This window comes from Pseudomonas sp. PDM26, from assembly GCF_019219185.1.
Classification (GTDB): Bacteria; Pseudomonadota; Gammaproteobacteria; order Pseudomonadales; family Pseudomonadaceae; genus Aquipseudomonas.
The window spans coordinates 34,226-57,651 of sequence record NZ_JAHUWC010000017.1; the positions used below are offsets into that span (position 1 = coordinate 34,226).

Sequence of the window (23,426 nt, forward strand, 5' to 3'; positions counted from 1 at the left end):
CGATCACCCCTTCAAACGATGACTGAAGTGTTCCAGCGCCAGGCGATAGCCATGACTGCCAAAACCGGCCATCACCGCAGTCGCAATGCCGGAGACGAACGAGTGGTGACGAAAGGGCTCGCGGGCATGCACGTTGGACAGGTGGACTTCGATCACCGGCAGTTCGCTGGCAACCAAGGCGTCGCGAATGGCGATCGAGGTGTGAGTCCACGCGGCAGGATTGATGACGATCCCGGCGCAGCGGCCACGGGCGGCGTGAATCCAGTCGAGTAATTCGCCTTCATGATTGGTCTGGCGAAACTCCACTGTCAGGCCGAACTCTTCGGCGGCACGTGCGCACAGGGTCGAGATGTCTGCCAGGGTTTCGTGGCCGTAAGTCGCCGGTTCACGGGTACCGAGCAGGTTCAGGTTCGGGCCGTTGAGCACCAGAACGATAGGGGACATCGGAATCTCTCCACTTATTATTTTTGGAATCGGCCGAGGTTTTCGGCCTGTGGAGATAAATTGTACTAACTAGTTAATTCGGTCAATTGAAGAGAAGGCACGCTGACGGTTTGTGGGCGATGATCGGACACTTTCGGTGTTCAGTGCGGCAAGTGCTCTATCAGAAAATCGATAAACGCCCTCAATCGCAGCGGTACATGGCGACTTTGCGGGTAAAGCAGCGTGAACGGCCGCGACCTCCCGCCATAGGTTTTGAGCACTTCCACCAGCGAGCCGTCGGCCAGTTCCTTTTCCACGATAAAACGATAGGTCTGAAACAACCCCGCCCCATGTTTGGCCAGGGTCACACCGCCCAGTACATCGTCGGAACAACTGAGGTTGCCCTCGGCCAGAATCTCCCGGGGCACGCCTTCATCGTTGAACAACCAGGCAATGCGCCGGCCGCTGCTGGGCAATTCGTACTGAATGCATTCGTGGTTTCCGAGGTCGTCGAGGGTTTTCGGAATGCCGGCCCGTTTCAGGTAATCAGGGCTGGCGATCATCACCAGGGCGGCATCTTCCAGCTGTCGGGCGATCAGGCCGGAATCCGGGATGGCTCGCACGCGAATCGCCATGTCGTAGCCTTCGCCGACGAAATCGATGTTGCGATTGCTGATGTGCGACTCGACCTTCACCGCCGGATAGCGCGCCCGAAATTCGGGCAATAGCGGCAGGATTCGATGATGCGCGTAGGTGGTCGGAATACTGATGCGCAAAGTACCGGACGGCACTTGCTGTTGGCCCATGACCTCACGCTGGGCCTCGACCAATTGCGCCAGGGCCTGACGGCACTCCTCGTAATAGCGGCGACCACTGTCGGTCAGCTTCACGCTGCGGGTGGTGCGCGCGAACAGGCGCACGCCCAGGCGTTCTTCCATGCGCGACACCGAACGGCTCACGGCAGCGGGTGTGACACCTGCCACCAGCGCCGCGGCAGTAAAACTGCCGGCCTCGGCCGCGAGGCAAAACAGCTCGATGCTGCCCAACTGAAGATCGTCGAATTGTCGCTGCATGATTGATTACACCGGGGATCAAATGAAGAAACTGGATCAGTATTTATCAGGTGCCAGCGCCGTAATGAAAGGATTTCTTACCATTTCGCGTGGTGTTCCGCAGAGCCGGCAAGTAACAGGCCGCTAGCCTGAGAGCGGAAGAAATGATTTCAGCGGTTAATACCGATGGTCAGAATTTTCCAGGAAATGTCGAATCCTCGGATTCATTAACCTAACGGATGGGTTAGCATGAAGGTATGCAATTACAAAGGACTGTCGGTAGTGATCATGTTGCGAGACGAGCATTGTCCGCCTCATGCGCATGTGGAGGCGGGTACATGGAGTGCGAGATTCAGGTTCAGTTTTTGGCACAACGGTGTCGAGCTCTGGGATGTAGTCCCGCTTTCGTGTCGGCCACCGTTGGCGGTGCTTGAGGGATTGCGCCAATCGCTCCAGCAACCTGCCCATTTGCGGCGCGCCCGGGGCATCTGGTGGCGAAAATTGCAAACGGCCTGTCTTGATAATCAATTGTGGGACTGGCAAAGCAATGAAGTCGTTGTGGTGAAAAGGCTTGTCAGTACCACCAATATGATTGGATCGGCTTGCTACGAACCTGAATCGAACAGGACGTTGCTATCCCTGATAGGCGCACAGGAAAGTGTGGAGATCGAGTTATGAAAACGATAAAAGCCAAGGTTCAGGTCGATAGTCCCGTAACGGAAAGTAGCCTGGACAAAGCCATTGAACGTGGCGAATTACGTAGAAAAAATAGCCTTCAAGCGACGGCGGTTACCTACCTGGCTCCCTGTCTGGCCGTCAGCTTCGAAGACGGCAGCGGTGTATTGCTGCCCGTAGCCAATTATCCGGAGTTCGATGATTTTGAGGTCGAGGACTACGCTGGTCTGACTGTCGGCTACGGGGGTACTGCACTGTGCCATGAAGGCAACGACCTGCATGTATCTATCGCCGGGATGATTTCTGCGAGCAAGCCGCTGATGGCCATGGCGGCGTCGGTCGTCGCTTCGCGCAATGGTCGCCAGAGCAGCGCCGCAAAGTCTGAAGCCGCGCGGGCCAACGGCAGGAAAGGCGGGCGCCCGCGCAAGGTCGATGTTGTCGTGTAAGTGTCCACAAAAAAGCCGTCGTGAAGACGGCTTTTTTGTGTCGGGCAGGAGCCATCAACGCCGGGTGAGCATCACCCCGGATTCCATGTGATGGGTCCAGGGAAACTGGTCGAACATCGCGCACCGGGTGATGCGGTGGGTGTCGTGCAGTTGGGCGATATTGGCTGCCAGGGTCTCTGGATTACAGGAGATGTACAGGATGTTGTCGAAGCGTCGGGTCAGCTCGCAGGTATCCGGGTCCATGCCGGCGCGAGGCGGGTCGACGAACACGCTGCCGAACTCGTAGCTCTTGAGGTCGATGCCGTGCAGGCGGCGAAACGGACGCACTTCGTTCAAGGCTTCGGTCAGCTCTTCGGCGGACAAACGTACCAGGTTGACGTTATCCACCGCGTTCTCGCTGAGATTGCTCAGCGCCGCGTTGACCGAGGTCTTGCTGATTTCGGTGGCCAGCACTTTGCGCACGCGGGTGGCGAGCGGCAGGGTGAAGTTGCCGTTGCCGCAATACAGCTCCAGCAAATCATCGGAACGATCGCCAAGCGCATCGTATGCCCAGTTGAGCATCTTCTGGTTCACCGTGCCGTTGGGCTGGGTGAACGCGCCTTCCGGCTGGCGGTAGCTGAAGGTGCGATCGCCGACTTCCAGCTTCTCGACCACGTAATCGTGGCCAATGACTTCGCGCTTGCCCTTGGAGCGGCCGATGACGCTGACGTTCAGGTCCGTCGCCAGTTTCGACGCCGCCGCGTGCCAGTGCTCGTCCAGCGGGCGGTGATAGCACAGGGTGATCATCGCGTCGCCGGCCAGGGTGGTCAGGAACTCCACTTGGAACAGCTTGTGGCTCAGGGCCGCACTGGCTTGCCACGCTGCCTTGAGCTGCGGCATCAACTGGTTGATGCGCAGGCTGGCAATCGGGAACTTTTCGATCAGGATTGGCGTGCGTTTGTCTTCCTGGGAAAACATCGCGTAATGACGCTCGCCGGCCTCGCGCCACAGGCGGAACTCGGCGCGCAGGCGGAAGTTTTGCAGCGGCGAATCGAAAACGGCTGGCTCGGGTGCATCGAACGGGGCCAGCAGGTCACGCAAACGCGTGACTTTTTCTTCGAGCTGAACGGCATAGGCCTGGGAATCAAAATTCATGCGTTGAACCAACCCAGCTTGATCACGAATAGAATCGACAGGATCACCAGCGCCGGGTTCAGCTCACGGCCACGTCCGGACATCAGCTTGATGGCGGTCCAGGAAATGAAACCAAAGGCAATCCCATTGGCGATGGAATAAGTGAACGGCATCGCCAGCGCGGTGATCACCACCGGTGCGGCGACGGTAATGTCGTCCCAGTCTATTTCGGCCAGGCCGGATGTCATCAGCACGGCGACGAACAGCAGGGCCGGTGCGGTGGCGAAGGCCGGAACGCTGGCGGCCAGTGGCGAGAAGAACAGCGCCAGCAGGAACAGGATCGCCACCACGATGGCGGTCAGGCCGGTGCGGCCACCGGCACTCACGCCAGCGGCGGATTCGATGTAGCTGGTGGTGGTCGAGGTGCCCAGCAGGGAACCGGCCATGGCTGCAGTGCTGTCGGCGATCAGCGCGCGGCCCATTTTCGGCATGTGACCGTCTTTGCGCATCAGACCGGCGCGCTTGGCGACGCCGATCAGAGTGCCGGAGTTATCGAACAGATCGACGAACAGGAAGGCGAAGATCACGCTGACCAGACCGATGTCCAGTGCGCCCTTGATGTCCAGTTGCAAGAAGGTCGGGGCCAGGGACGGCGGCATCGACATCACGCCGCCGAACGGGGTGAAGCCCATCACGATCGAAACGATGGTCACCACCAGTATGCCGATCAGCACCGCACCGCGCACGGCAAGGGCTTCGAGCGCGACGATCAGGGCAAAGCCGAGGGTAGCGAGGATCGGCGCCGGTTGTTTCAGGTCACCGAGGCCGACCATGGTCGCCGGGTTGCTGACCACGATACCGGCGTTGTGCAGGGCGATCAGTGCCAGGAACAGGCCGATACCGGCAGCAATCGCCGAGCGCAGCGGTAGCGGGATGCTGTTGATGATCCATTCACGGATGCGGAAGATCGACAGCAGAAAGAAACACACCGCCGAGATGAACACCGCGCCCAGTGCCACTTGCCAGGTGTGGCCCATGTGCAGGACCACGGTGTAGGTGAAGAAGGCGTTCAGGCCCATGCCCGGTGCCAGGGCGATCGGGTAATTGGCGATCAGGCCCATGGTCGTCGAGCCGATGGCGGCTGCCAGACAGGTGGCAACGAACACCGCGCCCTTGTCCATGCCGGTCTCGCCAAGGATGCTCGGGTTGACGAACAGAATGTAGGCCATGGCCAAAAAGGTCGTGACGCCCGCCAGAATCTCGGTCCGCACGTTGGTGTTGTGTGCCTTGAGTTGAAACAGCCTTTCCAGCATGCCTGCTCCCCGTGGCGCGCCGGGCGCCGTGAATGTATCGACCTCAACAGCAAAGCACAGGCAGCAGAACGCGCCTGGAAATTACTGTGGGCCGGAAAAAGCCGCGCATCATACCAGTAGCTTGGGGATATGGCTGCTTATGGCGGTGATCGTCGTCGATGTTTTGCGACAACACCAAGTACGCCATACTGCGCGCTGGTTTTTTGGGGTGGATGGGGCCTGCATGAAAAGGCGTCTGGTTAGCGTGTTCGGCGTATGGATGGCGTTGTTGCTCGGGGCTCAAACGGCCGTGGCGGCCTCGGCTGCGCCACTGACGCAATTGAAGGTGCTCAAAGTCGCGTCGCCGTCCTGTGGCGTTGAAAACATCGACGAAGGGCAAACCCGGACTCGCTGCGATCACAATGGCCCGAGCATCACGGTGTACGTGCTGGAAGTGGGTTATGGACGCGAGGCCCATGTCGCCCTGGACGGTTTCGAAGTGAATGGCACCCGCACACCGGTCTGCGCGTTCAAGAACGGCAACCTGACCAGTTGCACCCCAGGCGAAAAAACCGTCGGTTATTTGTATGCCCTCGATCTGGCGGGCAAGCAGGAAGGCACGCTGACCTTCAGCAACACCTCGATCAACGCGCCCGGCAACACGATGTCGACGCAGCTTTACATCAAGTAACCACAGGTCCCGAACAAGGGTTAGGAAAGCTGACTACGCTTAAAAGATCATTCTGTGGACAATACCTGATGACCATTAGAGCCTTGATTGCCCTCGCCGAGGGCACCGATGACCTGCAAACCGTGACCCTGATCGACGTACTGCGCCGCGCGAAAATAGAAGTGGTGGTGGCCAGTATCGAAGGGCGGCGCATGCTTACCTGCGCTCGCGGTACGCGCCTGACGTCCGATGCCATGCTGGTGGATTTGCTGGCGCAGCCCTTCGACCTGATCGCCTTGCCGGGTGGTGCGGTGGGTTCGCAGCACTTGGCAGCCCACCAACCCCTGCAACAATTGATCAAGGATCAGGCGGCAGCCGGTCGCCTGTTCGCCGGCATCGCCGAGGCGCCCGCCGTGGCGCTGCAGGCCTTTGGCGTATTGCGTCAACGGCGCATGACCTGCCTGCCCTCGGCCAGCCATCAATTGTTGGGCTGTAACTTCGTCGATCAACCGGTGGTGGTCGACGGCAATTGCATCACCGCCCAGGGCTCGGCTGGCGCCTTGGCGTTTGCCCTGGCGCTGGTGGAGCAACTCTGCGGTAAAGCCACACGTGCGGCGGTGGCGGGGGAATTGTTGGTTTAGGTTGCTTCAGACTTTCGCCTCTTCCTTCTCTTCCTCTTTAGCTACATGCATGCGATCGCGGCTGGCCAGTGACGGGAACAGTTTGACCCACGCCCCGGTTACCACCAGCGTGCCGATCCCGCCCATGACCACGGCTGGCACGGTGCCGAACCAGTGGGCAGTCAGGCCCGATTCGAATTCGCCCAGTTGGTTCGAGGCGCCGATGAACAAGCCGTTCACGGCACTGACCCGACCGCGCATTTCGTCCGGGGTTTCCAGTTGCACGAACGAGGCACGGATCACCATGCTGATCATGTCTGCCGCGCCCAGCACCACCAATACCGCCAGGGAAAACCAGAACGAGGTCGACAGGCCGAAGGCGATGGTTGCCACGCCGAAGACACCCACGGCGGTGAACATCACCCTCCCGACGTTGCGCTCCACGGCAAACCGCGCCAGGCACAGCGACATCAGCAGTGCACCCACTGCCGGTGCCGAGCGCAACAGGCCCAGCCCCCACGGGCCGGTCAGCAAGATGTCCTTGGCGAACACCGGCAGCAACGCCGTCGCACCACCCAATAGCACCGCGAACAGATCAAGGGAGATCGCCCCGAGAATGTCCGGACGACTGCGGATAAAGCGAATGCCCGCCAGCAGTGAATCCAGAGTGGCCTTGCCCTTGTTCAGCGGGGTTTGCCGGGCTGGCAGGTTGAGCATCAGCGAACAGGCGATGACATACAAAAGCACTGTCGGGCCATACACCCAGACGCTGCCGAAGGCGTAGAGCAAACCGCCGAGGGCCGGGGCGACGATGGTGGCCGATTGCTGGGCCGATTGCGCGGCGGCCACCGCACGGGGAAACAGCGCGCTGGGCACGATGCCTGGCAGCAGGGCCTGGGTGGTCGGCATTTCGAAGGAACGAGCGGCACCGAGCAGGAAGGCCAGGATAAAGATCATTTCCCGGGTGACCTGGTCGGTCGCGCTGCCGATGGCCAACGACAGGGCGATCAATGCCTGCAAGGACTGGCAGATCGCCGCGACCTTGCGCCTGTCATAGCGGTCGGCGACGTGCCCTGTGTGCAGCATGAACAGCACGCGCGGGGCGAACTCGACCAGGCCGACCAGACCCAGGTCGAGCACGTTGCCGGTCAACTGATACAGGTTCCAGCCGATGGCCACGGTGAGCATCTGAAAGCCGCTGGCGGTGAAGACCCGGGCCAGCCAGAACGCGAGAAAAGGGCGATGGTGACGTAACAGCAAGGGCTCTTGGCTGGGCATCTGCGGGACAATCTGGGGAGAGGGGAATGGCGAGATTATCACCAACCTGTAACAGGAAACTGTCATGAGAAAAAATTCAGTTAGCCAGACATCGATTTTTCAAACGCCGAAAACCTTGTGGCGAGGGGGCTTGCCCCCGTTGGGTTGCGAAGCGGCCCTAATCCCTATGGGCTTTCCCTCAGACACACAGTGTTTGCGCGGATTACGACTGCTGCGCAGCCGAGCGGGAGCAAGCTCCCTCGCCACAGGGAATGTGTTGCCGCAGATATCAAAAGTCATGAGGCAACTTGTCACGCGGCAAAAGACCACGCGGGTTATCCCCGAAATTGGGACTACTCTTTCAACGTTGATTGATCCAGATCAAAACCCACAAAAGGAATTGATCCGGCGGCCGCAAGGCCAGATTCCCTGCGTTGTGATGCGTGCAAAAAAAGAACAAACAGAGATTCGCCACACTCCATATCCGTGGGGACCGTGGGTGCAGGCTTCCAGCCAGCAGCCGTACTACCTGACAGAGGAAGACTTATGTTCGGTTTAGAGGCACTTGATCTCGCCCGAATTCAGTTCGCGTTCACCATCTCGTTCCACATCCTGTTTCCGGCCATCACCATCGGCCTGGCGAGTTATCTGGCGGTACTCGAAGGCCTGTGGCTGAAAACCCATAACGACACCTACCGTGACCTCTACCATTTCTGGTCGAAAATCTTTGCCGTCAACTTCGGCATGGGGGTGGTTTCCGGCCTGGTAATGGCCTATCAGTTCGGCACCAACTGGAGCCGCTTCTCGGACTTCGCCGGCTCGGTTACCGGGCCGTTGCTGACCTATGAAGTGCTCACGGCATTCTTCCTCGAGGCCGGGTTCCTCGGCGTCATGCTGTTTGGCTGGAACAAGGTCGGACGTGGCCTGCACTTCTTCGCCACCGTGATGGTGGCCATCGGTACATTGATCTCGACGTTCTGGATTCTTGCCTCCAATAGCTGGATGCAGACCCCGCAGGGCTTCGAGATCGTCAACGGTCAGGTCATACCCACCGACTGGCTGGCGGTTATCTTCAACCCGTCGTTCCCGTATCGCCTGATGCACATGGCCACGGCGGCGTTCGTCGCCACGGCCTTTTTCGTCGGCTCCTCCGCGGCCTGGCATTTGCTGCGCGGCAAGGACAACCCGGCAATCCGCAAAATGCTCTCGATGGCCATGTGGATGGCATTGATCGTCGCGCCGATCCAGGCGGTCATCGGCGATTTCCACGGCCTCAATACGCTTGAGCATCAGCCGGCGAAAATCGCCGCGATCGAAGGCCACTGGGAAAACAAGGGCAACGAGGCGACGCCGCTGATCCTGTTCGGCTGGCCGGACATGAAGGAAGAAAAAACCAAATTCGCCGTCGAGATCCCGTACCTGGGCAGCCTGATCCTCACTCACTCACTGGACAAGCAGGTGCCGGCACTCAAGGAGTTCCCGCCTGAAGACCGGCCGAATTCGACCATCGTGTTCTGGTCGTTCCGGATCATGGTGGGCCTGGGCATGCTGATGATCTTCACCGGTTTGTGGAGCCTGTGGCTGCGCAAGCGCGACACCCTCTACTCCTCGCGACCGTTCCTGTACCTGGCGCTGTGGATGGGGCCGTCCGGTCTGATCGCTCTCCTCGCCGGCTGGTTCACCACCGAAATCGGCCGTCAGCCGTGGGTGGTCTACGGCCTGATGCGCACGGCGGATGCGTCGTCCAACCACAGCTTCATGCAGATGAGCATCACCCTGATCCTGTTTGTCGTGGTCTATTTCGCGCTGTTTGGTGCCGGTCTTGGTTACATGATGCGCCTGGTGCGCAAGGGGCCGAAAATCGACGAAGGCAAGGAAACCAACGACGGAGGCCCCGGCCAGAAACGCACTCCGGCCCGGCCGTTTTCCGCAGCCGACGACGAGCACATCGACGCCGATCACAGCCTGACCAAGGAGATTTGAATCATGGGTATTGATCTTCCGCTGATCTGGGCCGTGATCATCATCTTCGGCATCATGATGTACGTGGTCATGGACGGTTTCGACCTGGGCATCGGCATTCTCTTCCCGTTCATTCCGGGCAAGACCGATCGCGATGTGATGATGAACACCGTCGCCCCGGTCTGGGACGGCAACGAGACCTGGCTGGTGTTGGGTGGCGCGGCGTTGTTCGGCGCGTTTCCGCTGGCCTATTCCGTGGTGCTCTCGGCGTTGTACCTGCCGCTGATCCTGATGTTGATCGGGTTGATCTTCCGCGGTGTGGCCTTCGAGTTCCGCTTCAAGGCCAGGGACGACAAGCGCCATCTGTGGGACAAGGCGTTCATCGGTGGTTCGGTCACTGCGACGTTCTTCCAGGGTGTAGCGCTCGGTGCGTTCATCGATGGACTGCCAGTGGTCAATCGGCAGTTCGCCGGTGGTTCACTGGACTGGCTGACCCCGTTCACGATGTTCTGTGGTGCGGCGCTGGTGGTGGCGTATGCGCTGCTCGGTTGCACCTGGCTGATCATGAAGACCGAAGGCAAGTTGCAGGAACAGATGCATGACCTGGCCCGGCCATTGGCCTTCGTGCTGCTGGCGGTGATTGGCATCGTCAGCATCTGGACCCCGTTGGCCCACACGGATATCGCCGCACGCTGGTTCACCATGCCGAATCTGTTCTGGTTCATGCCGGTGCCGATTCTGGTGCTGGTGACGATGTACGGCCTGATCCGCGCCGTGGCCCGCAACGCGCACTACACGCCGTTCCTGCTGACCCTGGTGCTGATCTTCCTTGGTTACAGCGGATTGGGCATCAGCCTGTGGCCGAACATCATCCCGCCGTCGATCTCGATCTGGGATGCCGCCGCGCCGCCGCAAAGTCAGGGCTTCATGCTGGTGGGCACGCTGTTCATCATTCCGTTCATCCTGGGCTACACCTTCTGGAGCTACTACGTGTTCCGCGGCAAGGTCACCCATGAAGATGGTTATCACTAACCCCAGCACCACGAACCTTTGTAGGAGCGAGCTTGCTCGCGATGGCGTCCTCACAGACGCCATCCACCTTAAACGGAGTAATGAGCCATGCTTGGCAAACACACCCTGCACGACATTGAAGAAGCCGAAAAAAAACCGCTGTGGCAGCGGCTCGGCTGGCTGGCCGTGATCTGGGTCGGCAGCGTCGGCGCCTTGTTCATCGTCGCCAGCCTGATGCGTCTGTTCATGAGCGCGGCCGGCCTGACCACACACTGACATCTCCCCCGTGGCCTCAGGGCACGGATTTACGACCCTCCGACCGGAGGGTTTTTTTTGTCTGTTACTTGCGCGCCTTGAGGATCACGAACTTCGGGTTGGCCGCCACTTGCTCGACACCGCGGAACAATCGCGCGAGCTTGCTGTGGTAACCCAGGTGACGATTGCCGACGATGTACAGCGCGCCGCCCACGACCAGCGCTTCGCGCGCTTGCTGGAACATCCGCCAGGCCAGGAAATCGCCCACCACCTGTTGCTGGTGAAACGGTGGATTGCACAGCACGACATCAAGCGATTGCGGTTCCTGGCCGGCCAGGCCATCACCGGCACGCACGATCACTTCCCGTTCACCCAAGGCTGCGCGCCAGTTCTCGGACGCCGATTGCACGGCCATGAACGACTCGTCCACCAACGTGTAGTGGGCCTCGGGGTTTTGCAGGGCGCTGGCGATGGCCAGGACGCCGTTGCCGCAGCCGAGATCGGCGACCCGCGCCGAGCCGAGGTTTTTCGGCAAGTGCGGCAGGAAGGCTCGCGTGCCGATGTCCAGGCCTTCGCGGCAAAACACATTGGCGTGGTTGAGCAGTTCGATAGCCGGGTCGTCGAGTCTGTAGCGCGTTGGGTAAGGCGATACAACTGGCGTTTTGTCTTGCGCCGTGGCAATCAATAGCCGCGCCTTCTTCACGGCCAATGAGGCTTGCACCGGGCCGATGTAACGCTCCAGCAAGTCGCCCGCGGCCCGGGGCAGATGTTTGATCATGGCCGCGGCAACCACTTGGGCGCCGGGTGCCAGTTGACCTTGCAGGCGGATCAGTTGTTCTTCCAGCAGTGCCAGGGTTTTCGGTACACGGATCAGCACGCAGTCGAACGGCCCGGCAAAGGTTTCGCTGGCGGGTATGCTCGGCACCGCATCAAACGCCAGGCCGTTGCGCACCAGATTCTTTTCCAGCCCCTGCAAGGCCAGGAACGAATCACCGCTGCTGACCACTTGCACCTTGCCCGCCAGGCTGGCCGCCAACGCGCCGAAACTGTCATTGAGCACCAATACCCGGGTGTCCGACGCCGGCTGCTGTTCGGCCAGATGATTGAGCAGGTATTCATCGGCCGCATCGAAAGCTTGCAGCGGTTCGTTCTGCTGTTCGGGTTGGCGGATCAGGTCGAGGCTGGCGAAGGGTGTTTCGAGCAAAGGCATGGGGTGGGGCTCTGGGTAATCAACGGATGTCCCGCTGCCTGAGGCGTTGGAGCGGGCGGGGCCGACCGAGTGTACTGCGTCGTGAAGGTCTACACGCCATCACTCAGGAGGGACCGCAAATGGTACGTTTTTTTTGCCTGGATTACCCGCAGGTTTTCCCGCAGTCGGGCGCTTTCAGATGGCCCCGGACCGGGCTGCGGCGATGACTGCCGCAATCTTGTTGTTGACGCCGAGCTTCTCGATAGCCCTGTGCACATGAAAGTTGATGGTGCGTTCACTCAAATTGAGGATCCTGGCAATTTCATAGGCCGTCTTGCCGTCGGCCGACAGTTTCAATACTTCGAGTTCCCGCCGTGACAAGGGCGGAGCCTGGGGGCGAGCCGGTTTTTTTGGTTGCATTGCGTTCGCCAGAGCGTGCAAATGGCGGCTGATGAACACCGAGAATCCAAGATGCTCGTACAACTCATAGGCTGAAATCGGGCAATGGCTTCTGGCCAGGCTGAAAATGCTGCGCAGACCGGTTTCCTCATCAAAGATCGCCTGGGACCAGCCATGCTGCAAGCCCTGTTGTCGCAGCAACTGCCATAACCATGGCGCCCTGGAAAAAAGCTCTTCACTCCAGAGAACAGGCAACATTGAATGATTGCAGTGTGCCACTATCGGGTCTATTTGCGTGGCGTTGCTTTTTTCATATTGAGTATTCCACTCTAGGGGGAAGTTGTTCAGGTTCACCGTACTGGTGTCGACCCCGAAAGAGTTCGAAGTAATTGAAAAGCCACAAAATTTATATCCAAGGTTTCTAGCGAAACTGAGCGCGATTCGATAGGCAGTATTGATCTCTTGTGTGTGCGCCAATTGTTTGAGCTGTGACTCCTTCCAGATCTCCATACAGTGATCTCCATTAGAGTGTCTTCTGGGTGCAGTATTGGATCCAGGATCCGGCACGCCACGAAGTGTAGGACATTTCCTACGCAAGTGGTTCGACAATTTTGCTCTTTTGACTGTTGGAAAAGTGTGCTCAAGGTTCTTAGGGAATAAGTGGTTATGAAATGCCACATATAATTTTATATATAGGGTTGTATCCGTATTCTGTAATCGACGACTAGTGCGCATTAATGTCACTACAAATTGTCGGTGGTTACGCTGCTTCCTTTGCGGGACACTGGGGTATCTGTTGATTGGAGCCTTCCATGTCCGTCAGTGAAGAAAAATTTACGCGCCAGACCTTGCTCGAGGTTCATCCGTTGACCCCGAACCTTTTTACCCTGCGCGCCACGCGGGATGCCGGGTTTCGTTTTCGTGCGGGGCAGTTTGCCCGGTTGGGCGTCACCAAGGCTGACGGCAGCACGGTATGGCGCGCCTACTCGATGGTGTCCTCGCCCTTTGACGAGTTCCTCGAGTTCTTTTCCATTGTCGTACCGGGCGGTGAGTTCACCAGTGAGCTGAGCCGCCTGGGCGTTGACGATACATTGCTGGTCGACCGCCAGGCATTCGGCTACTTGACGCTGGACCGTTTTGTCGATGGCCGCGATCTGTGGTTGTTATCCACAGGCACGGGCATCGCGCCGTTCCTGTCGATACTCCAGGATTTCGAAGTCTGGGAGAGATTCGAGCGGATCATCCTGGTCTACAGCGTTCGCGAAGCCCGGGAACTGGCTTATCAGGAGCTGATCGCGGGGCTGGCGCAACTTGAGTATCTGGCTGAATACGCACACAAATTGCAATTCATCGCCACCGTCACTCGTGAGCAGCATCCTGGCGCATTGAACGGACGGATCACCACACTGATTGAAAGTGGCGAGTTGGAGCGCAGCGCGGGAGTTGCGCTGACGCCTGAGCATTCACGGGTCATGCTGTGCGGCAACCCGCAGATGATCGATGATACGCGCAAGTTGCTTAAACAGCGGGACATGCACTTGAGCCTCAGCCGGCGTCCCGGCCAAGTGGCGGTGGAAAACTTCTGGTAAGCAAAACGGCGCCTCAAAGGCGCCGTTTTTTGCCAGTGCAGTCAAGGCCGGTTGTTTTGGGCCTTGAGCAAGTCGCGGATCTCGCCCAGCAACTCTTCTTCCTTGGTGGGAACCGGCGGCAGGCTAGGGGCCACGGACTCCTCACGCTTCAGGCGGTTGATGGCCTTGACGCCCATGAAGATTGCAAAGGCGACGATGACGAAGTCGATGATGGTCTGGATGAACTTGCCATAGGCCAGCACCACCGCAGGAATGGCGCCGTCTGCTGCCTTGAGCGTTATGGCCAGATCACTGAAGTCCACGCCACCGATCAGCATCCCGATTGGCGGCATGATCAGGTCACCGACAAACGACGTAACGATCTTGCCGAAGGCCGCACCGATGATGATGCCGACGGCCATGTCGACCACGTTGCCTTTGACCGCGAAGGCCTTGAACTCGTTTAGCACGCCCATAGGTTATTCCTTGTTACAGATGAGGTAGATGTGCGCAGTGTAAATCAGCAAATCGCATCCTGCTCGAATCAACTGCCTGCTGTGCTTGCCAGCCATTGACCCGGGTGGTGTTGAAAAATTCACCGATTGATCTCATCTGAGGTCGGTCAGGCCTTCTGAGGCGTTCGCATACGACTTTTTTTCAGCGAAATGGCGCCATTTGTGTGGGCGAGCCAAGGTTGAGCGACCACTCCTGAATGGGGACGCTCAAGATGATCGGGCAGTTAGTGGCCAAAAGGCTGCATTGAAAATTAAATGCAGGTGAAGTGATATGAACTGTTTCGTTAGTTTGGTGTGTCTGACAAGTTGCACGTTTCTCTGAATCACTGCTGCGTTTTGTGTGAATGTTTTCGAAGTTGTGCAAAAAGTATGTAGGTGAACAAAGTCTGTATAGGTTTTCGAAGTGTGCGGCATGGCATGTCCCTAGAGTTTGTTGGCCGAGTTGAGCGAAAAACTTATACAAGGTTTTGTAGGGTGGGTGTATCTCAATATACCTGTGTTTAATAAGGTTATTTGAAGTCATCAAAAGGGTTGCGAAATATCTGGCCGCACTCGCGCGGCTTGGCTGAGCTATCATCGCGTTTTTTTCCGGGAGTTCCGATGGCCAAGGCCAAGCGCATGTACGGCTGCACCGAGTGCGGCTCAACCTTCCCCAAATGGGCCGGCCAGTGCGGTGAGTGCGGGGCCTGGAACACGCTTACCGAAACCATGGTGGAAAGCGGCGGGGCAGCTGCCCCCAGCGGTCGTACCGGCTGGACCGGCCAGCAGGCGCAGATCAAGACTCTGGCCGAAGTCAGTGTCGAAGAAATTCCGCGCTTCTCTACCGCTTCCAGCGAGCTGGACCGGGTTCTGGGGGGGGGGCTGGTGGATGGCTCGGTGGTGCTGATCGGTGGCGACCCCGGCATCGGCAAGTCGACCATTCTGTTGCAAACCTTGTGCAACCTCGCCAAGAGCATGCCGGCGCTGTATGTCACCGGTGAGGAATCCCAACAGCAAGTGGCCATGCGTGCGCGGCGCCTGGGGTTGCCTCAGGATCGATTGCGGGTCATGACCGAAACCTGCATCGAAACCATCATTGCCACGGCCCGTCAGGAAAAGCCCAAGGTGATGGTGATCGACTCGATCCAGACGATATTTACCGAGCAATTGCAATCGGCACCGGGCGGTGTATCGCAGGTGCGCGAAAGCGCGGCGTTGCTGGTGCGTTATGCCAAACAGAGCGGCACGGCGATTTTCCTGGTGGGCCACGTCACCAAGGAAGGCGCGCTGGCTGGCCCTCGGGTGCTGGAGCACATGGTCGATACCGTGCTGTATTTCGAAGGTGAGTCCGACGGGCGCTTGCGTCTGCTGCGGGCGGTGAAGAACCGCTTCGGTGCAGTCAATGAACTGGGCGTTTTCGGCATGACCGACAAAGGTCTGAAAGAAGTCTCCAACCCGTCGGCGATTTTTCTGACCCGTGCCCAGGAAGAAGTCCCGGGCAGTGTGGTGATGGCAACATGGGAAGGCACACGGCCGATGCTGGTGGAGGTTCAGGCGCTGGTGGACGACAGTCACCTGGCCAACCCGCGTCGGGTCACGCTGGGGCTGGATCAAAACCGGCTGGCGATGTTGCTGGCTGTGCTGCACCGTCACGGTGGCATTCCGACCCACGATCAGGACGTGTTTCTCAACGTGGTCGGCGGGGTCAAGGTGCTGGAAACGGCGTCCGACCTGGCGTTGATGGCAGCGGTGATGTCCAGTTTGCGCAACCGGCCGTTGCCCCACGATCTGCTGGTGTTCGGTGAAGTCGGGCTTTCCGGTGAAGTGCGTCCGGTGCCGAGCGGTCAGGAGCGTTTGAAAGAAGCGGCCAAGCACGGCTTCAAACGGGCCATCGTGCCCAAGGGCAATGCGCCGAAGGAGGCGCCGGCGGGGTTGCAGGTCATTGCCGTCACTCGCCTGGAGCAGGCACTCGACGCGTTATTCGAGTAACGCCTATCCCCCTGTAGGAGCTGCCGAAGGCTGCGATCTTTTGATCTTGCATTTTTAAGATCAAAAGATCGTCCGAACGCGGCCCGAGCCTTCGGCAGCTCCTACAGAGGTACGTTCAGATTTCGATCAGCGCACCCAACTCTCGCTCCAGCTCCTGCGGATCAGCCAGGTTGAGCTCGATCAATCGCCGCAGGCACTCGATGGACTCCAGGCTGATGTGCCGGCAGACAAAGCCAAGCTGGCCGTGGTCTTCGTGGGTCAGTTGCACATCCATGATGATGTCCGCCTCTTCGCCCAGATGAATGTCGACCAGAAAATCCTGCTGCGCATTACCCAGCCACGGAACGGGTCGCTCGATCAGCAACCCCTTGAGCGACAGATCAATCAACTTCACCGACCAGGTGGACTCTCCCTGACTCAGCTCGGTTCGGGCATCGAACGCAATACGTTTGAAGCGGCGACGTTCGGCTGGGTGCTCGCTCATGGCGCGATCCTCGTAGATGTACGCCTGACTATAGACCTGCATACTTCAAGGCAGCCAGCGCGTGCAGGTGGCCAGACCAATGTCGGGGGTATGGCCTTTGCCGTCAGGAGAGCTAAACTCGATATGGTTGTCTTTCTTGTCCACTCTGGCTGGAATATCAAAATGAAAAATAACAATAGCCCGCTACGCCATTTGCCTTGGCTGGTGCTGGCAATCACAGGTGCGTGCGCCCTGGGTGTTGTGGCATTGCGCCGGGGCGAGGCAATCAACGCCTTGTGGATTGTGGTCGCTGCCGTGGCCATCTATCTGGTCGCCTATCGCTACTACAGTCTGTTCATCGCTAACAATGTCATGCAACTCGATGCGCGACGGGCCACGCCTGCCGTGCTCAACGATGACGGTCTGGACTACGTGCCGACCAACAAACACATTCTCTTCGGTCACCACTTCGCGGCCATCGCTGGTGCAGGCCCTCTGGTCGGTCCGGTGCTGGCGGCGCAGATGGGCTACCTGCCCGGCACGCTGTGGCTGATCGCCGGTGTGGTGCTGGCCGGTGCCGTGCAGGACTTCATGGTCCTGTTCATGTCCACCCGCCGCAATGGTCGCTCCCTGGGCGACATGGTTCGCGAGGAAATGGGCCGCATCCCCGGCACCATCGCGCTGTTCGGCTGCTTCCTGATCATGATCATCATCCTCGCGGTGCTGGCGCTGATCGTGGTGAAAGCCCTGGCCGAAAGCCCGTGGGGTATTTTCACGGTGATGGCGACCATCCCGATCGCGATGTTCATGGGCATCTACATGCGCTACATCCGCCCCGGTCGCATCGGTGAAATTTCGCTCATCGGCGTGCTGTTGCTGCTCGGCTCGATCTGGCTCGGCGGACAGATTGCCGCGGATCCGGTCTGGGCCAAAGCGTTCAGCTTCACCGGTGTGCAAATCACCTGGATGCTGATCGGCTATGGTTTTGTCGCGGCGGTATTGCCGGTGTGGCTGATCCTGGCACCCCGTGACTACCTGTCGACCTTCCTGAAAATCGGCACCATCGTCGCCCTGGCCATCGGCATTCTGATCACCATGCCCGAGCTGAAAATGCCGGCCCTGACCCAGTTCATCGACGGCACCGGCCCGGTGTGGAAGGGCGGGCTGTTCCCGTTCCTGTTCATCACCATCGCCTGTGGCGCGGTGTCGGGTTTCCACGCGCTGATCGCCTCCGGGACCACGCCGAAACTGCTGGATAACGAAACCAACGCCCGCTACATCGGTTACGGCGGCATGCTGATGGAATCCTTCGTGGCCATCATGGCCATGGTCGCCGCGTCGGTGATCGAACCGGGTGTGTACTTCGCCATGAACAGTCCGGCCGCGGTTGTCGGCGGGGATGTGGTGGCGGTAGCAACAGCGGTCAGCAACTGGGGCTTTGCCATCACGCCGGAAGCCCTGCAAGCGGTGGCCCATGACATCGGTGAAATCACCATTCTGGCCCGTGCCGGTGGTGCGCCAACCCTGGCGGTCGGTATCGCACAAATCCTGCACAGTGTTCTGCCGGGTGAAAACACCATGGCGTTCTGGTACCACTTCGCGATCCTGTTCGAAGCGCTGTTCATCCTGACCGCGGTCGACGCCGGTACCCGAGCCGGGCGTTTCATGCTCCAGGACTTGCTCGGTTCGTTCGTGCCGGCCCTGCGCCGCACCGAATCCTGGACCGCCAACCTGATCGCTACCGCCGGTTGTGTGACCATGTGGGGCTGGTTGCTGTATCAGGGCGTGATCGATCCACTGGGCGGCATCAACACCTTGTGGCCGCTGTTCGGTATCTCCAACCAGATGCTGGCCGGTATCGCGCTGATGCTCGGCACCGTGGTGCTGATCAAGATGAAACGCCAACGCTACATCTGGGTCACCTTGCTGCCGGCGGCATGGCTGCTGATTTGTACCACCACGGCGGGCTTCATCAAGCTGTTCGATGCCAACCCGGCGATCGGCTTCCTGTCGCTGGCCAGGAAATACAGCGATGCGCTGGCCAACGGTCAGATCCTCGCCCCGGCCAAGGACATCACCCAGATGCAGCACGTGATCTTCAACGCCTACACCAACGCAACGCTGACCGCGCTGTTCCTGTTCGTGGTGTTCAGTATCCTGTTCTATGCACTCAAGGTCGGTATTTCCGCCTGGGGCAGCAAGGGACGTACGGATAAGGAAGCGCCATTCCAGGCGCTGCCGGAAGCGTGATCGAGGATTTGCACCATGTTCAATGACCTGAGTCGCCTCGGTAAATACCTCGGTCAGGCCGCGCGCCTGATGGTCGGCATGCCCGACTACGACAACTACGTCGAGCATATGCAGACCAAGCACCCGGACAAACCGGTGATGAGCTATGAGATGTTCTTTCGGGAGCGTCAGGAAGCCCGTTACGGTGGCAAGGGTGGACCGAAGTGCTGTTGATCTTGTAGGAGCGAGCTTGCTCGCGATGAACGCAAGGTCGACGCGTGCATTCAGAAAGCACGCGTTAACGTTGACGTCCATCGCGAGCAAGCTCGCTCCTACAGTTTTTTAAACGTAGGGGAGATTTTTGTTTTGCTCACACCCATCCCGGTCACAATCCTCAGCGGCTTTCTCGGCGCCGGCAAGACCACCCTGTTGCGTTACCTGCTCAAGGCCGAGCACGGCCTGAAAATCGCCGTCATCGAGAACGAATTCAGCGATGCCGGCATCGATACCCAGTTGTTGGGTGATGAGCCGGTGCAAGTGATGACGCTGTCCAACGGCTGCGTCTGCTGCACCATCCATACGGACCTGACCAAAGCGCTTTATCTGTTGCTGGAGCGTCTGGATCAGGGCGATATTGCCTTCGACCGCCTGGTGATCGAATGCACCGGCCTGGCCGACCCGGCGCCCGTGGCGCAAACCTTTTTCATCGACGAAGAGTTGCGCGAGCGCTATATCCTCGACGGCATCATCACGCTGGTCGACGCGGCACATGCCGATTTGCACCTGACCCAGACCATCGCCCAGGCTCAGATTGGTTTCGCCGACCGCTTGCTGGTGAGCAAGCGCGACCTGGTAGACGAGGCGACCTTCACCGCGCTGAGCGAGCGCCTGACCCGCATCAACCGTCGTGCGCCGATTCGCGTGGTTGACCATGGAAGGATCGACCTGGCTGAACTGCTTGATGTCCGCGGTTTCAATTTGAACGCCGACCTTGGTGGTGGCGTGAGCCTGCGGCCGGTGAACCGGGCCCCGTCTCTCGATCGCATTTCCAGCCTGGTGCTGCGTACCGACAAGCCGCTGGATATCGACAGGCTAAGCGAGTTCATGAACGAACTGCTGGAAGACCATGGCAAGCAACTGCTGCGCTACAAAGGTGTATTGAATATCCTCGGCGAATCGCGTCGCATGGTGTTTCAGGGTGTACTGAAGCTTTATGGTTTCGACTGGGATACAGAGTGGGCTGAAGATGAATCGCGTGAAAGCGTGATCGTGTTTATTGCTGATGATTTGCCGGAAGAGAAAATTCGTGAGGGGTTTGCACGGGTGGCGGCGGTCTGAAGCTTTATGGCGTTTGTGAGGACGCCATCGCGGGCTTGCCCGCGATGCGATCTAGCCGGCAGCACAATGTTCACGGGTTGTATTGAGCAGAGTCTGTTCCAGATAATCCAGATGCCGGTTGAGCACAATTTCCGCCTTCGCAGCATCCCCTCGCTCCAGCGCATCCAGGATCTCCATGTGCACCTGCCACACGCAATAATCCATCGACTGCAGCTCAAACTGCGCAAGCGCCAACGAAGTCAGCGGCACCAGGCTGTCTAGAAAGTGCGATAACGGTGCATTACCTGCCATTTCTGCCAATCGCAGGTGAAACTCTCCCGACAAACGGATCGCCCGGCCACGCTCAGTGCAATGACGCTCGTTGTCGACCAGTGTCCGCAGGCGCTTCAAGCCTTGCGCGCAGGGTCGCTGGCAGGCCAGCCGCACCAGCATGATCTCGGCCAGACGCCGGGCATGCAGTGTCTGCCGGGTATGCTCTGCATCAAGCTCGGCGACGCGGGGACGATGGTTGACTCGAAGAGTGATGATCTGCTGATGGGACAGTCGCGTCAGCACATCACGCATGTCGCTGCGCCTTGCACCGAACATCTGCGCCAGGCTTTCTTCCGTAAAGCGACTGGCCGAATGGATGCGCTGTTCGAAAATCGCATCGAGGACCCGTGAATACAGGTCATCCACCGAAGGGCGGACGGGCAGGGTAGCGAGCGTTTGTGGCGAGGCGTAGCTGTTCATGGCCAATCTCCAGTTCGAAGAGGTTTCAACTGCCGAGGTTGTCTTCCGGGATGTTCAGTTCGATGCCCATGCGCTGGCCTTCGCGCAAAATGTGCCGACGCATCTCGGCGCTGGCCTGGGCGCTGTTCTTGCTGCGGATCGCCCGCACCACGGCTTCGTTTTCTTCAAGGCGTTCAGCCAGATGCTCCGGGGAGTTGCGCAACACTTCGGCGCTTTGCTTGAGGGCATTGCTGGTTTGCTGGACCACACTCTGGAAGATCGGATTCGACGTTAGCGTGAACAGCTCTTCGTGGAACGCGATGTAGGCGCTTACGCCGGCTTCACTGTCATTGGCCTCCAGGGCTTCGCGCATGTCCATCAGGGTCAGGCGCAGTTGCCCGACTTCCTTGCTGCTGATGGACTGCGCCACGAGGCCGACGATGAACGGTTCGAGGGTGTAACGCAGTTGCAGCACGTCTTCCAGGCTCGCTGCGGCCACTGCGCTTTCGTGGGACTGGCCATCGCTGAGGCTGGCCTCGAGTACCACTACGCCTTTGCCCGGCATCGAGCGCACCAGGCCAAGGGTTTCCAGGACAATGACCGCCTCACGCAGGCTCGGGCGGCTGATACCCAGCTGTTCGGCCAGTTCACGTTGCCCCGGCAGCATTTCGCCGGAGCGCCACTGACCACGGGCCAGAGCGGCCCGAAGTTTTTCCACGACTGAAGTTACGACGGTTGACGAGGTAATCACTGTTCGCTCCATGATCATCTAAAAGTGGTGAAGGTGTGCCGGCCAAGGCGAGGACGGCACACCGTTGATTCAGAATTCCTGCTGATGCGCCGGTGCGACCGGTTTACGCGGCTGGAAGGTATAACCCGCCTGGCCGGAAAGTACCTTGTTCGCCCGCTGCACATCGATGTCCTTTTCCCACCGCGCGATGGCGACGGTCGCCACACAGTTGCCGATCAGGTTGGTCAGCGCCCGGCCGATGCCCATGAACCAGTCCACGGCCAGCACCAGCACCAGACCCACCACCGGAATGGCCGGAATGGCTGTCAGGGTGGCCGCCAGGATCACCAGCGCCGAGCCCGGAATGCCGTGTGCTCCTTTGGAGGTGATCAACGATACCAACAGAATGGTCAGCAAGTCGGTCATCGCCAGCGGCGTACCGGTGGCATTGGCGATGAACACAATGGCCAGGGTCAGGTAGATCGAGAAACCGTCGAGGTTGAACGAGTAACCGGTAGGTATCACCAACCCGACCGTCGAACTGCCGATGCCTAGATGCTCAAGCTTGCGCATGATTTGTGGCAGCACGGCATCGGAGGACGCGGTGCCCATGACAATCAACAGTTCTTCGCGCAGGTACTTGAGCAACGGCCACATCTTCAAGCCGGAGAGGCGCATCACCAGGCCGAGAATCAGGGCCACGAAGGCAGTACAGGTCAGGTAGAACAGGCCGACCAGGCTGCCCAGGTGTTGCAGCGAGTCCAGGCCATATTTGCTGGTGGTGAAGGCGATCGCACCGAACACACCGATCGGCGCCAGGCGCACGATCATGCCCATGATGCGGAAAATTACATGGCTGAGTTCATTGATCAGCCGCGAAATACCCGATGCCGCTTCTCCCACCAGATTCAGTGCACTGCCGAACAACACTGAAAACAGCAGGACCTGCAGGATATTGTTATCTGCAAAGGCACCGATCACCGATGTCGGAATCAGGTCCATCAGGAACTGTGTGGTTGTGTGCATGTGCTGACCGCGCTGGGCAATGTCGCCCATGTCGGCTGCGGAAAGCTGCTCCAGGTGAATGTTCGCACCGCTACCGATGCCGGTGCTGAAGGCGAACACCAGGCCGATCACCAGGGCGATGGTGGTCAGCACTTCAAAGTAGATCACCGATTTGAGGCCGATACGGCCTACCTTCTTCAGGTCGCCGGCGCCGCTGATGCCGCTGACCACTACGCAAAACACAATCAGGCCAATGAGCATTTTGATCAGCTTGATAAAACCGTCACCGAGCGGTTTGAGCTGAGCGGAGTATTCGGGAAGGGTCAGCCCGCAGACGATGCCGAGCACCAGTCCGAGAACCACTTGGAGGAAGATTGAACGCGAGCACCATCTGAGCATGGGAGGAATCCTGGTCGGTGTCCTGGCTGCCGTGTGCGGGGCACATCAGATTCAGGACTTAATTATTGTGGTCTTACCGGTATGTCCAGTGCAGGCGCAGTGTAGGCGCTGTTTTTGGGTGTTCGCAAGCAAAAAT

General features: G+C 59.0%; 24 protein-coding genes. 12 read left to right on the forward strand and 12 right to left on the reverse strand.

What is annotated here, in order from left to right; genetic code table 11:
* Window positions 1–3: 3 nt before the first annotated feature.
* Both aroQ and KW849_RS27065 read right to left on the reverse strand, forming a co-directional pair.
* On the reverse strand, window positions 4–444 hold the full coding sequence (gene aroQ / locus KW849_RS27060) for a type II 3-dehydroquinate dehydratase (RefSeq protein ID WP_218432444.1): 441 nt from the start codon (window positions 442–444) through the stop codon (window positions 4–6).
* Window positions 445–584: 140 nt separating this feature from the next.
* Window positions 585–1,496, reverse strand: coding sequence for a LysR family transcriptional regulator (locus tag KW849_RS27065; protein WP_218432446.1), 912 nt, complete (start codon window positions 1,494–1,496; stop codon window positions 585–587).
* 228 nt (window positions 1,497–1,724) lie between these two features.
* Here KW849_RS27065 and KW849_RS31545 point away from each other — a divergent pair, with 228 nt between their 5' ends.
* Both KW849_RS31545 and KW849_RS27070 read left to right on the forward strand, forming a co-directional pair.
* The gene (locus tag KW849_RS31545; protein ID WP_256357396.1) at window positions 1,725–2,153 is read left to right on the forward strand and encodes a DUF4160 domain-containing protein; all 429 of its coding nucleotides are present in this window, start codon (window positions 1,725–1,727) and stop codon (window positions 2,151–2,153) included.
* Window positions 2,150–2,596, forward strand: a complete 447-nt coding sequence (locus KW849_RS27070) for a DUF2442 domain-containing protein (RefSeq protein ID WP_218432448.1) — start codon at window positions 2,150–2,152, stop codon at window positions 2,594–2,596. Before KW849_RS31545 ends, KW849_RS27070 begins: the two co-directional genes overlap by 4 nt.
* A gap of 54 nt (window positions 2,597–2,650) precedes the next feature.
* Here KW849_RS27070 and trmA read toward each other — a convergent pair whose 3' ends face one another.
* Both trmA and KW849_RS27080 read right to left on the reverse strand, forming a co-directional pair.
* Window positions 2,651–3,730 carry a tRNA (uridine(54)-C5)-methyltransferase TrmA gene (gene trmA / locus KW849_RS27075; protein WP_218432451.1) on the reverse strand — a complete coding sequence of 360 codons (1,080 nt, stop codon included), beginning with the start codon at window positions 3,728–3,730 and terminating at the stop codon, window positions 2,651–2,653.
* Window positions 3,727–5,022: an NCS2 family permease gene (locus KW849_RS27080; RefSeq protein WP_008004270.1), complete on the reverse strand. Its 1,296-nt coding sequence runs from the start codon at window positions 5,020–5,022 to the stop codon at window positions 3,727–3,729. The genes trmA and KW849_RS27080 overlap by 4 nt, the downstream gene beginning before the upstream one ends.
* Before the next feature lie 223 nt (window positions 5,023–5,245).
* Here KW849_RS27080 and KW849_RS27085 point away from each other — a divergent pair, with 223 nt between their 5' ends.
* Complete coding sequence (locus KW849_RS27085; RefSeq protein WP_218432452.1) at window positions 5,246–5,692, forward strand: DUF4879 domain-containing protein; 447 nt, start codon at window positions 5,246–5,248, stop codon at window positions 5,690–5,692.
* Window positions 5,693–5,760: 68 nt separating this feature from the next.
* Window positions 5,761–6,312, forward strand: a complete 552-nt coding sequence (locus KW849_RS27090; protein ID WP_108216393.1) for a DJ-1 family glyoxalase III — start codon at window positions 5,761–5,763, stop codon at window positions 6,310–6,312.
* Between the two features lie 6 nt (window positions 6,313–6,318).
* Here KW849_RS27090 and KW849_RS27095 read toward each other — a convergent pair whose 3' ends face one another.
* On the reverse strand, window positions 6,319–7,569 hold the full coding sequence (locus KW849_RS27095; protein WP_218432454.1) for an MFS transporter: 1,251 nt from the start codon (window positions 7,567–7,569) through the stop codon (window positions 6,319–6,321).
* Between the two features lie 525 nt (window positions 7,570–8,094).
* Between KW849_RS27095 and KW849_RS27100 the strand changes: the two genes are divergently transcribed.
* The 3 genes from KW849_RS27100 to KW849_RS27110 all read left to right on the forward strand — a co-directional run bounded on the left by KW849_RS27100 (window position 8,095) and on the right by KW849_RS27110 (window position 10,797).
* A complete protein-coding gene (locus KW849_RS27100) occupies window positions 8,095–9,531 on the forward strand; it encodes a cytochrome ubiquinol oxidase subunit I (RefSeq protein WP_218432455.1) in 1,437 nt (478 codons plus the stop codon).
* Between the two features lie 3 nt (window positions 9,532–9,534).
* Window positions 9,535–10,542: a cytochrome d ubiquinol oxidase subunit II gene (gene cydB, locus KW849_RS27105; protein WP_056728750.1), complete on the forward strand. Its 1,008-nt coding sequence runs from the start codon at window positions 9,535–9,537 to the stop codon at window positions 10,540–10,542.
* 87 nt (window positions 10,543–10,629) lie between these two features.
* Window positions 10,630–10,797: a DUF2474 domain-containing protein gene (locus KW849_RS27110; protein WP_218432456.1), complete on the forward strand. Its 168-nt coding sequence runs from the start codon at window positions 10,630–10,632 to the stop codon at window positions 10,795–10,797.
* A 64-nt stretch (window positions 10,798–10,861) separates the two neighbouring features.
* Here the strand turns inward: KW849_RS27110 and KW849_RS27115 are convergent, their stop codons facing one another.
* Complete coding sequence (locus tag KW849_RS27115; RefSeq protein ID WP_218432457.1) at window positions 10,862–11,986, reverse strand: methyltransferase; 1,125 nt, start codon at window positions 11,984–11,986, stop codon at window positions 10,862–10,864.
* 174 nt (window positions 11,987–12,160) lie between these two features.
* Entirely contained in the window at window positions 12,161–12,874 is a 714-nt protein-coding gene (locus KW849_RS27120; protein WP_218432458.1) for an autoinducer binding domain-containing protein, read from the reverse strand.
* 302 nt (window positions 12,875–13,176) lie between these two features.
* Between KW849_RS27120 and KW849_RS27125 the strand changes: the two genes are divergently transcribed.
* A complete protein-coding gene (locus tag KW849_RS27125; protein WP_108216399.1) occupies window positions 13,177–13,953 on the forward strand; it encodes a ferredoxin--NADP reductase in 777 nt (258 codons plus the stop codon).
* A gap of 41 nt (window positions 13,954–13,994) precedes the next feature.
* On the opposite strand, the gene mscL is transcribed toward KW849_RS27125, so the two are convergent.
* Complete coding sequence (gene mscL, locus KW849_RS27130) at window positions 13,995–14,408, reverse strand: large-conductance mechanosensitive channel protein MscL (protein WP_108216400.1); 414 nt, start codon at window positions 14,406–14,408, stop codon at window positions 13,995–13,997.
* Between the two features lie 639 nt (window positions 14,409–15,047).
* Between mscL and radA the strand changes: the two genes are divergently transcribed.
* Window positions 15,048–16,415, forward strand: a complete 1,368-nt coding sequence (gene radA, locus KW849_RS27135; protein ID WP_218432459.1) for a DNA repair protein RadA — start codon at window positions 15,048–15,050, stop codon at window positions 16,413–16,415.
* A gap of 115 nt (window positions 16,416–16,530) precedes the next feature.
* On the opposite strand, the gene KW849_RS27140 is transcribed toward radA, so the two are convergent.
* Window positions 16,531–16,899, reverse strand: a complete 369-nt coding sequence (locus KW849_RS27140; RefSeq protein WP_218432460.1) for a PilZ domain-containing protein — start codon at window positions 16,897–16,899, stop codon at window positions 16,531–16,533.
* A 162-nt stretch (window positions 16,900–17,061) separates the two neighbouring features.
* Here KW849_RS27140 and KW849_RS27145 point away from each other — a divergent pair, with 162 nt between their 5' ends.
* The 3 genes from KW849_RS27145 (at window position 17,062) to yjiA (ending at window position 20,445) form a co-directional block, all read left to right on the forward strand.
* Entirely contained in the window at window positions 17,062–19,128 is a 2,067-nt protein-coding gene (locus KW849_RS27145; RefSeq protein WP_218432462.1) for a carbon starvation CstA family protein, read from the forward strand.
* A gap of 15 nt (window positions 19,129–19,143) precedes the next feature.
* Window positions 19,144–19,341, forward strand: a complete 198-nt coding sequence (locus tag KW849_RS27150) for a YbdD/YjiX family protein (protein WP_007895266.1) — start codon at window positions 19,144–19,146, stop codon at window positions 19,339–19,341.
* A gap of 132 nt (window positions 19,342–19,473) precedes the next feature.
* The gene (gene yjiA / locus KW849_RS27155) at window positions 19,474–20,445 is read left to right on the forward strand and encodes a GTPase (protein WP_218432464.1); all 972 of its coding nucleotides are present in this window, start codon (window positions 19,474–19,476) and stop codon (window positions 20,443–20,445) included.
* A gap of 51 nt (window positions 20,446–20,496) precedes the next feature.
* Here yjiA and KW849_RS27160 read toward each other — a convergent pair whose 3' ends face one another.
* The 3 genes from KW849_RS27160 to KW849_RS27170 all read right to left on the reverse strand — a co-directional run bounded on the left by KW849_RS27160 (window position 20,497) and on the right by KW849_RS27170 (window position 23,290).
* Entirely contained in the window at window positions 20,497–21,177 is a 681-nt protein-coding gene (locus KW849_RS27160; protein ID WP_218432466.1) for a GntR family transcriptional regulator, read from the reverse strand.
* A gap of 25 nt (window positions 21,178–21,202) precedes the next feature.
* Window positions 21,203–21,907 carry a FadR/GntR family transcriptional regulator gene (locus KW849_RS27165; RefSeq protein ID WP_108216407.1) on the reverse strand — a complete coding sequence of 235 codons (705 nt, stop codon included), beginning with the start codon at window positions 21,905–21,907 and terminating at the stop codon, window positions 21,203–21,205.
* A gap of 69 nt (window positions 21,908–21,976) precedes the next feature.
* A complete protein-coding gene (locus tag KW849_RS27170; RefSeq protein WP_108216408.1) occupies window positions 21,977–23,290 on the reverse strand; it encodes a C4-dicarboxylate transporter DctA in 1,314 nt (437 codons plus the stop codon).
* Window positions 23,291–23,426 lie beyond the last annotated feature (136 nt).

Excerpts from the sequence above, each read along its gene's own strand:
- KW849_RS27090 (WP_108216393.1), top strand. The coding sequence starts at position 5,761 with ATGACCATTAGAGCCTTGATTGCCCTCGCCGAGGGCACCGATGACCTG.
- radA (WP_218432459.1), top strand. The coding sequence starts at position 15,048 with ATGGCCAAGGCCAAGCGCATGTACGGCTGCACCGAGTGCGGCTCAACC.
- KW849_RS27110 (WP_218432456.1), top strand. The coding sequence starts at position 10,630 with ATGCTTGGCAAACACACCCTGCACGACATTGAAGAAGCCGAAAAAAAA.
- KW849_RS27170 (WP_108216408.1), bottom strand. The coding sequence starts at position 23,290 with ATGCTCAGATGGTGCTCGCGTTCAATCTTCCTCCAAGTGGTTCTCGGA.
- KW849_RS27160 (WP_218432466.1), bottom strand. The coding sequence starts at position 21,177 with ATGAACAGCTACGCCTCGCCACAAACGCTCGCTACCCTGCCCGTCCGC.
- KW849_RS27100 (WP_218432455.1), top strand. The coding sequence starts at position 8,095 with ATGTTCGGTTTAGAGGCACTTGATCTCGCCCGAATTCAGTTCGCGTTC.
- KW849_RS27125 (WP_108216399.1), top strand. The coding sequence starts at position 13,177 with ATGTCCGTCAGTGAAGAAAAATTTACGCGCCAGACCTTGCTCGAGGTT.
- trmA (WP_218432451.1), bottom strand. The coding sequence starts at position 3,730 with ATGAATTTTGATTCCCAGGCCTATGCCGTTCAGCTCGAAGAAAAAGTC.
- KW849_RS27085 (WP_218432452.1), top strand. The coding sequence starts at position 5,246 with ATGAAAAGGCGTCTGGTTAGCGTGTTCGGCGTATGGATGGCGTTGTTG.
- KW849_RS27140 (WP_218432460.1), bottom strand. The coding sequence starts at position 16,899 with ATGAGCGAGCACCCAGCCGAACGTCGCCGCTTCAAACGTATTGCGTTC.
- aroQ (WP_218432444.1), bottom strand. The coding sequence starts at position 444 with ATGTCCCCTATCGTTCTGGTGCTCAACGGCCCGAACCTGAACCTGCTC.
- KW849_RS27080 (WP_008004270.1), bottom strand. The coding sequence starts at position 5,022 with ATGCTGGAAAGGCTGTTTCAACTCAAGGCACACAACACCAACGTGCGG.
- KW849_RS27070 (WP_218432448.1), top strand. The coding sequence starts at position 2,150 with ATGAAAACGATAAAAGCCAAGGTTCAGGTCGATAGTCCCGTAACGGAA.
- KW849_RS27120 (WP_218432458.1), bottom strand. The coding sequence starts at position 12,874 with ATGGAGATCTGGAAGGAGTCACAGCTCAAACAATTGGCGCACACACAA.
- KW849_RS31545 (WP_256357396.1), top strand. The coding sequence starts at position 1,725 with ATGAAGGTATGCAATTACAAAGGACTGTCGGTAGTGATCATGTTGCGA.
- cydB (WP_056728750.1), top strand. The coding sequence starts at position 9,535 with ATGGGTATTGATCTTCCGCTGATCTGGGCCGTGATCATCATCTTCGGC.
- KW849_RS27095 (WP_218432454.1), bottom strand. The coding sequence starts at position 7,569 with ATGCCCAGCCAAGAGCCCTTGCTGTTACGTCACCATCGCCCTTTTCTC.
- KW849_RS27115 (WP_218432457.1), bottom strand. The coding sequence starts at position 11,986 with ATGCCTTTGCTCGAAACACCCTTCGCCAGCCTCGACCTGATCCGCCAA.
- KW849_RS27150 (WP_007895266.1), top strand. The coding sequence starts at position 19,144 with ATGTTCAATGACCTGAGTCGCCTCGGTAAATACCTCGGTCAGGCCGCG.
- KW849_RS27065 (WP_218432446.1), bottom strand. The coding sequence starts at position 1,496 with ATGCAGCGACAATTCGACGATCTTCAGTTGGGCAGCATCGAGCTGTTT.
- mscL (WP_108216400.1), bottom strand. The coding sequence starts at position 14,408 with ATGGGCGTGCTAAACGAGTTCAAGGCCTTCGCGGTCAAAGGCAACGTG.
- KW849_RS27145 (WP_218432462.1), top strand. The coding sequence starts at position 17,062 with ATGAAAAATAACAATAGCCCGCTACGCCATTTGCCTTGGCTGGTGCTG.